Annotated in this window: 12 protein-coding genes; 5 read left to right on the top strand and 7 right to left on the bottom strand. The window is 24.6% G+C overall.

Annotated elements, in window-relative coordinates; genetic code table 4:
- Positions 1-150 precede the first annotated feature (150 nt).
- From HTZ87_RS01785 to HTZ87_RS01775, 3 genes are all read left to right on the top strand, one after another.
- A complete protein-coding gene (locus tag HTZ87_RS01785; protein ID WP_174892856.1) occupies positions 151-978 on the top strand; it encodes a PTS glucose transporter subunit IIA in 828 nt (275 codons plus the stop codon).
- A 164-nt stretch (positions 979-1142) separates the two neighbouring features.
- Positions 1143-1802, top strand: coding sequence for a hypothetical protein (locus tag HTZ87_RS01780; protein WP_174892855.1), 660 nt, complete (start codon positions 1143-1145; stop codon positions 1800-1802).
- Complete coding sequence (locus HTZ87_RS01775) at positions 1795-2655, top strand: MAGa7180 family putative nuclease (protein ID WP_371813972.1); 861 nt, start codon at positions 1795-1797, stop codon at positions 2653-2655. The genes HTZ87_RS01780 and HTZ87_RS01775 overlap by 8 nt, the downstream gene beginning before the upstream one ends.
- A gap of 33 nt (positions 2656-2688) precedes the next feature.
- Here the strand turns inward: HTZ87_RS01775 and HTZ87_RS01770 are convergent, their stop codons facing one another.
- The 7 genes from HTZ87_RS01770 to HTZ87_RS01740 all read right to left on the bottom strand — a co-directional run bounded on the left by HTZ87_RS01770 (position 2689) and on the right by HTZ87_RS01740 (position 8254).
- Positions 2689-3435 (bottom strand): pseudouridine synthase, encoded by a 747-nt coding sequence (locus HTZ87_RS01770; protein ID WP_174892854.1) that lies wholly within the window; start codon positions 3433-3435, stop codon positions 2689-2691.
- Positions 3436-3437: 2 nt separating this feature from the next.
- The gene (locus tag HTZ87_RS01765; RefSeq protein WP_174892853.1) at positions 3438-4544 is read right to left on the bottom strand and encodes a nicotinate-nucleotide adenylyltransferase; all 1107 of its coding nucleotides are present in this window, start codon (positions 4542-4544) and stop codon (positions 3438-3440) included.
- Positions 4545-4555: 11 nt separating this feature from the next.
- Complete coding sequence (locus tag HTZ87_RS01760) at positions 4556-5794, bottom strand: DNA polymerase IV (RefSeq protein WP_174892852.1); 1239 nt, start codon at positions 5792-5794, stop codon at positions 4556-4558.
- Positions 5784-6203: an iron-sulfur cluster assembly scaffold protein gene (locus tag HTZ87_RS01755; RefSeq protein WP_174892851.1), complete on the bottom strand. Its 420-nt coding sequence runs from the start codon at positions 6201-6203 to the stop codon at positions 5784-5786. Before HTZ87_RS01755 ends, HTZ87_RS01760 begins: the two co-directional genes overlap by 11 nt.
- Positions 6193-7350 (bottom strand): aminotransferase class V-fold PLP-dependent enzyme, encoded by a 1158-nt coding sequence (locus HTZ87_RS01750; protein ID WP_174892850.1) that lies wholly within the window; start codon positions 7348-7350, stop codon positions 6193-6195. The genes HTZ87_RS01755 and HTZ87_RS01750 overlap by 11 nt, the downstream gene beginning before the upstream one ends.
- Before the next feature lies 1 nt (position 7351).
- A complete protein-coding gene (locus HTZ87_RS01745; RefSeq protein ID WP_174892849.1) occupies positions 7352-7708 on the bottom strand; it encodes a hypothetical protein in 357 nt (118 codons plus the stop codon).
- 81 nt (positions 7709-7789) lie between these two features.
- On the bottom strand, positions 7790-8254 hold the full coding sequence (locus tag HTZ87_RS01740; RefSeq protein ID WP_174892848.1) for a transcription antitermination factor NusB: 465 nt from the start codon (positions 8252-8254) through the stop codon (positions 7790-7792).
- A gap of 384 nt (positions 8255-8638) precedes the next feature.
- On the opposite strand from HTZ87_RS01740, the gene dcm reads away from it, so the two are divergent.
- On the top strand, positions 8639-9889 hold the full coding sequence (gene dcm, locus HTZ87_RS01735) for a DNA (cytosine-5-)-methyltransferase (RefSeq protein WP_174892847.1): 1251 nt from the start codon (positions 8639-8641) through the stop codon (positions 9887-9889).
- Positions 9873-12893: a DUF262 domain-containing protein gene (locus HTZ87_RS01730; protein ID WP_174892846.1), complete on the top strand. Its 3021-nt coding sequence runs from the start codon at positions 9873-9875 to the stop codon at positions 12891-12893. Before dcm ends, HTZ87_RS01730 begins: the two co-directional genes overlap by 17 nt.
- Positions 12894-12898: the final 5 nt, after the last annotated feature.

Raw genomic sequence — 12898 nt, 5'->3', positions numbered from 1 at the left:
ATAGTAAATATTAATTGATGTACTTTTTGGTCTATATCAAAGCAATTACAAAAAATTAATTTAATTTAATATGATAATTAGCCCATTTTTTTGGTAAAATATCATAAACGTGATACTTAAACAAATATTTATAATAAGAAGGTAGGAAATATGTCAAATACAAACAAATGACTTGAGCTTTTAGAATCAAATAATTTAGATCAAGCACCACAGGAAGTTCAAGAATTAGTAGATGCTATGGGTGGTATAAAAAATATAGTATCTTTCAATAATAGTGTTTCTCAATTAAGATATGATATTAAAAATACATCATTAGTAGATGTTGAATCATTAAAAAAATTAGGAGCAAAAAAAGTTAATTTATTCACAGAACAAAGACACATTCAAGTTGAAATGGGTGATGTTGTTGAAACAATCAACAAAGTAGTTAAAAAATATGCTTCAGTTATAGTTGATAATTCAAAAGAAAGTTCAACTACAACTACAACAAATAAAGAAGTTAAAGGACAATCATACCCAAGTGAAATTAATGTTATTGCTCCTTTATCTGGTGAAGTTGTTTCATTAGAATCATTAAACGATGGTGTTTTTTCAAATAATTTAGTTGGGAATGGTTTAGCAATTAAAATGGCAGGTAATTCAAAAGTTGAATTAGTAGCTCCATTTAACGGAAGAATAATTAGTATGCCAGGTTCAAAAACACAATTTATTTTTAAAACAAATTGTGATGTTGAATTAATTATTTTAATTGGTCAAGAAAGTTATAAATTAGATGGTTTAGGAATCGAAGGTAAAGCTTCACTTAATGAAGAAGTTGAAGCTGGAAAACCACTTTTTGTAGTTGATTTAGAAAAATTCACAAACGAAAACATTGATAAAACTTTAATCATTTCTACAACAAGCGATTCAAGACTTAAAACAGTTTCAGAATTAGAAAAAACAGCTGTTTCTGGACAAAAATTATTCAAATTAAGCTAATAATTTTATAAAACTCGTAATAATTTATGTTGTAAATTTATTACTGAGTTTTTATTTACGAAATATTTCAATATTTTAAGCAAATTTCTTAATTTTTACATCAGTTAGTGAAATTTCTATATAATATAAAAATCAGATAATTAAACAACAAAGGAGATGCTATTATGAAGGCAAAACAACACGTAATAATTTTAATTAACGGAAAAAGAAGGAGTGGTAAAGGTATTTTAAGTCAAGGACTTAAAAAATTATTGACAAAGCAATTTGAAGACAATATTCATATCTTGTCTTTTGCTGAACCTATCAAAAAAATTACTGAACCAATTTTAGATGAAATTGAATGAGATAAAAAAGATAAAGAAGTGGTTAGACCACTTTGAATAGCAATGGGAGAAGTTGGTAGAAACATTAACAATAATATATGATGTGGACGTGTTTTTGAACGCATTACTCAAATTGCAGAAGAGTCAGCAAAACAAAATAAAAACAGTTTATTTATTATTGATGACCTTCGTTTTCCAAACGAATTAGATTACTTTAAAAAACATTTAAAAGATATCCAACTTATAGTAGATCCTACTAAAGAAAAACATTTAGCAAGAGTTATTTCAATTAGAATTGAAAAATTCATGGATGCTAATAAATTTATTCCTGGAGTTGACGATAACTCAACTGAAATAAGTTTTGATAAACTTGTTAATTTAGTTTTTGATTATATAGTTCCTCAAAACACATTAATTAACGAAGAATTAGTTGCCGACTTTAAAGGTGTTGAAGTTGTTGCGAAATTATTAGTGGAGAATTTCATTAAAAACAATGGCTAGACAATATTTTAATAAAAAACATTATATTATTGATGAAGAAAATAGAGTTGTAGTTTTATTGCCCGAATTTTATAATCAATTAAAAACTTTTGATAAGTGAAAAGGTTATAAAAAAATCGGTGGTAGTAGTGTTGGAGACATATTAACTCCTGGTAGATTTAAATCCGAATTTAATGCTTTTTGTCATATTACAAGATTAAAAGTTCCTGTTTTATCTAAAAAATATATTAATGCTGGTACAATATTGGAACCTAAAATTTTTGACGTATTTAGAAACTCACCTCAAGTTAAAAAAAGAGGAATAATTATTGAAAATTATGTTGCTTCAGAACATGATTATGACTATTTTAAAAATGTAGATGACGTACTTAGTGGAGTACCTGATGGTTATGACCCAATCAACAGAGTTATTTATGAGGTTAAAACAGCAGGTGAAGCTAAACGGGAAAAATGAGATAAAGAAGGAGTTGATCCTTCATACTTAAAACAAGCACAATTATATACTTATTTAATGTCTAAAAAATTGGGTGTAAATGTTGAATCTTATTCTATTTTAGCTGCATTTTTATCAGATGAAAAAGGTGATTATTTAGACCCTGATAAGGTTGATTTAAGCCAAAGATATATGAAAGTTTACTCAAGAAAAGTTAATAAAGTAGAAGTTGAAGATGATATTAAAACTGTTCGTGAATGATATCATAAATACACTAACACAGATACTTCTCCTCAATTTGATTTCTCGAATGATGCAGATCAATTAGATTTTTTAAGATGTGAAAATAATGAGCAATACCAAGAATTAATCAAGAAATGAAAAGAAACTGGTAAAGCAGACCCTGATTTTACGGGGTAATAAAAATATTAGCAAATTAATGCTAATATTTTTTTAGTCTTTTTTAGTTTGATTTTTTAATAATTTTTCTTCTTGTAATCTTACAAGATTTTTTAAGTCTTTAATTTCTTTAAGTTTAAGTGGACGATAATGACCTAAAGGTAGTTTTTCAACTGTTATCCCTGCATATTCAAGTCTTTTTAAGTTAATAACCATTTTATTTACAGTTTCGAATAATTTTTTAACGTGGTGATATGTACCTAAGCTAAGAACAACAAAATAACTCTTAGGACTATCTTCTCCAACTGGTATAACATCTTGGACACTTTTGGTGTTATTTACCTTAACAATACCGTTTAAACTTTTTAATTCTTTAGCTGTTAATTTTTCATTTAATCTAGCTCTATACACTCTTAAAATTTGATATTTAGGGTGAGCTAATTTATTTGCTAATTCACCATCATTAGTTAAAATTAATGCCCCAGTTGTATCGTAATCTAATCTACCAACTGGGAATATTTTATAAGGTGTATCAATTAAATCAGTAACTTTTTGTCTATTAAAATTATCTTTTAAAGTAGACACTGTTTTAGGAGGTTTATTTAAAATGAAATAAACTTTTTCTTCTTCACTTTCAATAGGTTTATTGTTAACTAATATTTCATCACTAAAACTTGCTTTATCACCAAGTTTTGCAATTACTCCATTAACTTTAACCTTTCCTTTAATAATTAATTTTTCTGCTTCTCTACGTGAAGCAACTCCCGCTTTAGAGAGTATCTTTTGTAAACGTTCTTCCATTTTTATTTTTCTCCTTTTATATGTTTTTGATAAATTTCTTTTGTTTCTTTATCAAAAACTACACCTTTATCAATGTTTCATTGATAAGTAATTTTTAAAAGCTCACTTAATGCTTGATCTAAATTTTCATTTGCAAGTTCTTTTATTCTTTGGACACCTTTAAAGTGTACTATTGAATTAATTTTGTCCGATAATACAATAATTTTATCTAAAGTTGTCATATTTAGTCTCATACTTGTATGATATTTAATTGATTCTAAAATTTCTAAATCATCTATACCATAGATATATTTAGCTCATAAGTAACCACAAACTTGGTGTAAAAAGTGATCTGGTGTATCTATTAGTTCAGGTTCTGTCATTTGAATAAAATTCCTTGAATTTTCGACACTTCATTCTTTAGCAATATCATGTAAGATTCCTGCTTTGTATGCTTTTAGTGCACTAATACCGTTCTTTTTGGCTAATTCAGCTGCAAAATTTGCTGTTAAACTTGAATGTTTTGCTCTTCTTGCTGATAAAGAGTTATGAATTATTTCAAATAAATATAAGCCTTTTTGTTGGATATAATTCATAACTTTTTCATCTAAATATGAACTAATTTTATCATTTTCAATAGTTGAATAACCTTTTTTGAAGTCACTTGATGAATAGTCATATAATTTATTATTTAATAAAATACCTTTATATCTTTTTAAATTCAATTTATTAATATTTTTGTCCCTGCGAGCAGCAACTATTGTGGTTAATTGTGCAATAGTATCTATATCTTTTCATTTATTTAATTTAGGTAAGTTATCTGAACCTATAATTAAGTATAATTCATCATCTTTATATTTATTTTTTAAATATTTGACAGTGTCTATTGTATAACTAATGTTGTTCCTTTTTGCTTCAAATAAGCATAATTCCATTTTGTCTTCTAAAACTAAATTAATCATGTTTATTTTATCTTCTGTTTTAACGCCACTTTTATTTTTAAATGGTGACTGGTATGTTGGAACAATTAATAATTTATCTAAGTTAAGTTCTTTTATAGCATCTTTTGCTATCTGAATATGACCTTTATGTATTGGGTCAAAACTTCCTCCATAAATTCCAATTTTCATGTTTCTCCTTATTATTTCTTAAAAATACTATGAGTTATTAAATCTACTTCATGATTAAATTTAAGTTTTTCTTTTTTATTTAATTCAGATAATCTAAAAACATTTGTGCTTTTAGTTTTTCTGTTTACTTGTTCGATAATGCTTTCAATTTTTTCGTTTTGGTTATTAATTTGTTTTGGGTTATCTAGAAGTGAATGGTATTCATAAATACTATCTTTATCTACTAATTTAGAAACTCTAATCCCGATGCCTTTTATATTGTTTAAAGCAACATTTTTATCGATTAATTTTTTAGAATGTTTATATATTTCGTTTGCATCATCAGTAGGTGATATATTTTTATTATATGCTTTTCATTTTTTATCATAATTTCTTGCTACTAATGATATATTTTGAGCTATTAAAAAATCTTTTTTTAATCTCTGACTTAGGTTAAATGCTATGTTTTTTACTTTATCTAGAATTTCAATTTCATCATATTGAAATTCGAAAGTAATTTCATTACCCATACCTTTATTTTGTTCTGGCTCAAGATTGAAATCAACGTTTTTATTAATATCTAAACTATCTAAATATTTATAAGCAGTTGTTTTAAAAACTTGCAATAATTCAAAGTCGTTTTTTTCTTTTTTGGCTAAATCTCCGATAGTTAAGATGTTTATTTGTCTTAACTTGTTAGCTATTTTTGAACCGATACCATGAAATTTTTCTATATCTAAATCAAAGAAATTATCCTTGTAATTCTCTTTATCAGTATAACCTATACCAAAAGGTTTGGAAATATTAGTTGTCATTTTTGCATAAAATTTATTTACTGATATCCCAATAGTAATAGGAATATCAAATTTATTTAAAATGGTTTTTTGTATATTCCTAGCATAATTAATAGCTTTTTCTTTGTTTTCTAGATCAATTTTAGGGATAATATAACATTCATCGATAGATCCTACTTCAATTTTTGAAGCAAAATTAGCTTTTAAAAATTTAAAAATCTTATTTGATAGATACTGGTACAACCTAAAATAAGGTTTTTCTATAATTGTTTTAGGTTCAATTGCGAGAATTTCATAAACTTTAGAACCTGTTTTTGCTCCTAAGCTTTTCAATTCGTAACTAATAGAAACTGCAACAGAATGTTTTTCTGATCTTGCAATAGCTACTGGTTTATTTTTTAAATGTGGTTTTATTGTCCTTATCGCACTTACAAAGTAAGAATCAAAGTCAATATGAAAAATATATTTATTGTTCATTTTCTAAAAAGTATTTAGGTGTTAATAAAGCGCAAGCTACTCTATTTAAGTGTGTTTTTGTGTTAAAAAACACTCATAAATCACCTAATGAAGCCACTTGTTCTTCTGTAACTTGTTCTTGGTTAACAAATTTTTCGAATAAAAGTGTTAGTTCTTTTATTTCTGGTAGTGATAAACCTTTGATTTTGTCTAAGAATATATCTGTAGAAGCCATAAAAACAGCACAACCGTGTCCGTTAAAATGAACATCAACTAATTTATCATTTTCTCATTTTGTTTGAATGTTAAGTTTATCTGAACATGTTGTACTAAAACATGTATGAAATTCACCTTCTAAATCCATTTTATTATTTGGTTTTGTATAATGAGACATAATTAATTCTCTTGCTTGATTTGGATTAAAATGCATAAAAATCACCCCCGTTTTTTAATTCATTAATTAATTTATCAATATCCTCAAAGTTATTGTAAATTGCTAAAGAAATTCTTAAATAAGAGTACTCTTCTTTAATGTTTCTTAAATATGGTGCACAAAAGATACCTGATATTGTATAAATTTGTTTTGAACCCAAATAGGTAGCTACATCTTGTGAATTTATTCCTTTAACGTTTATTAAAGCAATATAATCTCCAGATTTTGAAAATACTTCAACATTGTCTAATTTTGATAATTGTTCATGTAAATATTTTGAAAGTTTTTGTAATATTTCTTGTGTTCTTTGGTAACCTATTTCGTTAAAAAAATCTAAAGATTTATTAAACATATACATACCAGCAATATCAGGAGTACCAGGTTCAAAAGCGGCAATAGTTTTCTTAAGAGTTCAAGTTGAATCTTTATTGATGTCATCAATAGCTCCACCACCAAATTTAACTGGTTTCATTTGTTTTAATAATTCACTTTTGACTGCTAAAACTCCAAGCCCTGTTGGTCCATAAAATTTATTTGTACTAAAAGCTACAGCATCAGAAAATGAAAAGGAAACTTTTTGGTGAGAAATTGCTTGTGCAGCATCATTAAATAAATACGCACCTTTTTCTTTTGTTAATTTGTAGATTTTATCTATATCAAAATCTTGGTTAAAATTATTAGTTTCTTGTGCTAAAGAAACTATTTTTAAATTTGATGTATTTTGTATGTCTTCAATTAAGTTTTCACTATATTTAATTATTGCACCTGTTTGTTTTCCGATTTCAATTCAAGGTATTATATTTGAAGAATGGTTGAAAGAGCTAAGTAAAATAACATCATCTTTTTTAAGTAGTTGTTCAAACATTTTAACAAAAAGATTAATTGATTCTGTTGTTCCACTTGTGAAAATGATTTCAGAATCTTTTGCATCTAATAATGTTGCAACTTTATTTCTAACACTTATTATTGTTTGATTAATTTCGTTACCTAATGGAGTATCAGCTGTACGTGATGAAATTGATTTTTGAGTGTAGTATTCGGTAATAGCATTTGTAGCTATCGAAGGCTTTAACACAAGTGCTGCACTATCAAAATATGTAATGTTGTTTAAAATAGGAAATTGTTTTCTAATATCGTCATTCATGTTAAATAACCTTTCTTAATAGTTTTATTAAATATTTATTGTAGTCTTTGATTTTTTTGAATTCATCTAAAAAGTTATAATAGTAATGTCTTTTTTGATGGTTAAATTCAATTTCGTCTACTTCTTTATTAATTATTTTTAGTAAACTAAACTTTTGTAGTTTTCATTTTTTAAAATAAGCGTGATAAAAAACAAATGTGTAAAAATTGTTAATCATTATTTTTTTATCTTCATCTAGATTTTTTGTAAAGGTTATTTTTTTAAAAAAATTAACAATAAATTCCTCTATGTTATCTCACTTTTTATTATTCAAGAATTTTAAAACTTGATTTAATTCAATTTTTTCAATTAAACCCATTTCCTTAAAAATTAAAAAAGTGTAATTGATTGTTTTGTTTCAGGAATTAATGAATAGTTTATTTCAAAATCATTGCATTACTTAGTTTTGTTCGTTTTTCGCTTTATTTTCGATTAATAAAATAGCCTTATAAAAATTTTCTAGTATTCCGTTTACAAGATTCTTTTTATCTCTGTTTTGTTCACCTTCTTCAAGTGGATAATACATTTTTGTAATTTCAATAGCCTCGTTAAAAACTATTTTAGGTTGTATTAATTTAAATTCGCTTGCAGCGTTGATTAAAATAGCTCTTATAAGTGGGTCGATTCTATTTCATGATCAGTTCTCGTTTAATAAACGATTAAATATGTTTTTACTAAAAACATATGAATTTTCTATACGTTTTAATGTTTTTAATTGTTCGTTATTTAAGTTAAACTCTTCTTTAACTTCTTCTAAATTAATTTTCTCACCTAGTAATTCATATTTATATAAAACTGAAATTACTTCAATTCTTAATTCTCTACGTGTTTTTTTGTTTTTGTTGTTAAAAATTTCTACTTCCATGCATTCTCCTAATTTAATTATTATATAATTATATCAAAAATACATTTTTTTACGCATAAATGAGTTTTTATAATACTAGTATTTTGTATAATATGCAGTTTTTAAATGATTATAATTCACTAATGTGTCCATATACAAAGTTCACAAGTAAATTTTATGAAAATCACTAATTATAATCTATTTTAATATATTACAAGTATTATTTTATGTTTTTAAGTCCTACAAGCATTATTTTTATGTATAATTATTTTAGGAAAATTATGAACACATATTTACAGAAAATTAAACCATATATATATATATATATAAGCCAGTTTTTAATTCAGTCTCTAATACTTTTACCAATTTTGAGGAACCATATTTTAAGAATGTGGTTGTTTTTTAATGCGAAAAACTAAAAATAAAATAAAAGTATTAGAGACGTTTTCAGGAATTGGAGCACAGAAAAAAGCTATAACGCAATTAAACAAGAAGTATAGAAAGGATATATTTGAGGTTAAAGCTACTGCTGATTGAGACGCAAGAGCAAATATAAGTTATGCTCAAATACACCATAATTTAGAAGATAAATATTTAAAAATATTAGAAAAACATAACTTAGATACAGAAGAAAAAATAAACTTCTTTTTAGGGAAATATACAATTTCTTTAGATTCTAAAAAACCTTCAAGAATAAGGCAAAAAGATTATAAATTTAAACAATATTTAGCAGCATCAATTTTATTAACTAATAATCAAGTTGATATTACTAAATTAGACCCTAAAATAATAAAAAAAGAAGGTATTGATTTAATAACGTACTCTTTCCCTTGCCAAGGATTATCAGTAGCAAGCATGGGTAAGGCTAAGGGTATTAATAACACAGAATCTACATCAAATTTAGTATGAGAAATATATAGAATACTAGATGAATCTGAGGTAAAACCGAAGTATTTAGTTATGGAAAATGTCAAGAATTTATTATCTAAAAATTTTATAAATGAATATCAGGGGTGAAAAGGGGTTTTAGATCAATTAGGTTATAAAACCTTTACAACAGTTATAAATGCATTGGATGCAGGTTCAATTCAGAAAAGAGAACGTGTGTTTGCCATTTCACTTTTAAAAAACATTGAAACTCCATTTAGTAATGATGAAGAATTTAAACAATATTTAGATAAAAAGATGCAAAAACAAAAATTAAGCTTAGCAAAAAGAGAGAAATATTTTAAAGAAATTTTTGATTTTGAGAGGAATGACAATAATGACATTTTTATAATTAATAAAACACCTTCAAGAGAGAGGATGGTGGACTTTCAAATTTCTAAAAAGAAAGTTTTAAATAAATCGGAAAATTTTGTGATTGATACAGTCACTACAAAGCAAGACAGAATTCCAAATGTAGGTATTATTGAGTATGCGAATGATATTGAGACTAAATTACCGTATAGGTTTGTTTCTACCAAAGAAGCTTATATGTTAATGGGTTTTGAAGGAAATGATTTTGATAGTTTAAATAATTTAATAAAGAATAATATTTTAACTAAAGAATCTTTATATAGGCAAGCAGGGAACTCAATTGTTGTACAAGCAATTAAAAATATATTTGAAACAATTAAAGAAATAGAGGATATAAATAATGAAAAAAATAAATAACGAAATGCAAAAATTACTTAAAGATCAAGGTGTTGACATTTGAGTTGTTGGAACAGATGTAAGTAATTATTTAAAATTTTTTAAAAATGATTTTGATCGAATAAAGAGATATTTAAACGATGATTTTTTGGTAAAAATAGTTGAAAAAAATTATGGAGATAATGAAACTAACAATTACTCACTTAAAATAATTGATAGTAGTACTAATAATGAGAGATATTCTATTTATCAAGAAAATTTATCATTAAGTACTTACAACCAAATAATTAACTTTTTACTTGGTTTAAAGATATTGAATGTATATAAAAACGACAATTATAAATTCAATAGCAACTTTTCAAGAATATTAAAAAAACATGAAACTTGAGATAATGCGTTTAAAGAATACATTAGATTTTATCTTGAAGAGTATTCAAAACCATATTTATTTGATGTTATTGATAATGTTGTTTTTGAGGAAAGAGCATTACTTACATTAAATAAAGATGTTCAAGTTGTTAGAATATTAACAAATATATATGCTAAATTTAATCAAAAAGAAGGTGTGTTTTTAGATCACTTAATGATTAAAGCTAAAAATTTAGAACACTTTACATATTTTTATAATGAATACTTCGATGATGAAGTTATTTTAGATGTTTTAACCAATAATTTATCAAGTTTCTTTGAAACACACGAAATTAAAGATAACTCATGAGTTAAGAAAAATATTGAAGATTATGACTCATGAAACAAAATTTATTCTTTAGTTCGAGAATTAGGAATTAAAGACAATGCTGTTGGAGAGTTAGTTGCTATAAACTCTAGAGAAAGTGATAACTTAAAACCAATGTTTGCTCATTTATTTAGCTTAGGTGAAATTTTAAATGATGCAACAAAATTTTACATCCCTTCATTCCAAAGGGTGTATATGTGAAATGGTTATTTAGTTGAGGAATTAGTTGGTAATATTATTTCTAGCATGAATAATCAAAATTCTACAAATAAAGAACAATATGCATTTTTCAATAACATTATTCTTTCTTTTGGAAATAATTATGCTGAAATATTAGACGGACAACAAAGGTTAATGACTTTTATAATTTTATTAACTGTATTACTAAAATTAAGTTTATTATTTTTAGATCACTTTAAAAATGAGGACGGAATTATGCATGATCCTCACTATCAAAACTTGATACTGTTTAAAGATTTTTATAGTAAAGTAGTTTACAGAAGACGTATTCAAGAATTAGGAACAAATCTTGAAACAGGTGATTCAGATAATTTTAATACTATTCATGATATTTTAGGTGATTTCAATTCTAAAGCAAATAATAATTACATTAATAATGCTATTGAATTGTCTAAAGTAATTAGTTCAAAATTCTTAATATTAGATCATAATGGACTAAGAAAATTTTCACAATTTGTAATATTTACACTTAAAAATGTTAAATTTACAACAACTATTTTTACTGATATTGCTAATAACGCAACAGAAAAAATTAACATTTTTAGAAATATTAACTTACACAGTAAAGAATTAAGTGTTTTAGACTTAGTAAAAAGTAGTTTAATAACTCACTTCGATAGTAAATCATCAAAAGATAAAGGTCTTAAAATAGATACAATAGTTAATTTAAATAAAAATATATTTGATAAATATTTTAGAAAAGAACAAAAAGAAACAAAAGATGCAGATATGAATCTTTTAGAGTTATTTTATAATTCAATTTATGTATCAAATAATTGATTTGCTAAAAAAAGAAGTATTGAAGATAGATTTAGCATTTCTAAAAACTCTATTATATACAACAAATTTGAAGAGTTTTTATCTAAAACATCATCAACATGAAATGAATCAGGTGAAGAGTTTTACTTTATTTTCTTTAAACATATAGTTAATTTTGAATTTTCAAGAGTTGGTAATTTAAATAATATTGATAATATAGTTAATAAAATAAAAGATAATGGTTTAGAAAAAGAACAAATCCTTTGATTTAATAATTTTAAAAAGAAAATAAATTCATTCCCAATACTTTCAACACAAATTTTAAATTTAACTAATGACGGTAATACAAAAGTATTTACACCTTTAATTTATACTATTTTAAGTAAATTTAACTTCTTTGAGAATGAGGTTCAAGATATTAAGTATTACATTGATAAAATTAGTAAATTAATTTATGAAATGGAACGTTTTGGATTCTTATGAAAAAATATAATGTTTGCCGGTGAATCTCTTGGTAAAAAGATTATTGAATTATCTAAAATATTCTTAGAAAAAGGTGAATTATACGATATAAATCAAGTTGATGAATATGAATTTGAAGCTAAATTAAAAACATTCAGAAATGCATTATTTAAAATTCACCCAGAACTTAATAAAACATTATACATTAACCCTGAAACAGGTGAGTACAAATCAAATGAATTGTTAAGAGAAAAAATAAGCGAGCTTTATAACAACAAAGATATTGAAAAGCTTGATATTGACGCAAATACTAAGAAAGTAGAAAAAGATAAAAAAATATTAATGTTAAGATTAAACTCATTTATACTTAATAAATACAATAAGTTTGATAATGAGTTTCTAGACTCTTCTTTATTTGTGGAATTTCAAAATGATTATTCACATAACGAAATTATTAAATTATTTAATATCGAATTAAACGAAGATAATTTTAAAGAAATTGAAGTAATTAATATTTTAGGTAAAATTGGTAACTATGGTTTAATCCATACAAATACAATTAAATCTCTTGAAGGTAAAAAATCTAAAAACTCAAATGACTTAAATAAAGTTTCAGAAAATAATCTAGTATTACTAGGAGATTATGTAGAATTAGATAAACATCTTTATCTTTCAAGACTTAATAGTAATAATATTGATGAATTAACATTACTTGACGAAAAATTTAAAATTAATAGCCAAGAAGTTAAGCTATACCTTGATAATATCAATAAAAGAAGTGAACAGTTAGTTGATATTATAATGAAATTATACTCATACAAAGGGTAAAAAAT

Origin of the sequence: Mycoplasma sp. OR1901 (genome assembly GCF_013348745.1) — a bacterium.
Lineage (GTDB): Bacteria > Bacillota_I > Bacilli_A > Mycoplasmatales > Metamycoplasmataceae > Mycoplasmopsis.
The sequence above is the reverse complement of the archived record's forward strand: the minus strand, read 5'-3'. Positions and strand labels throughout refer to the sequence as shown.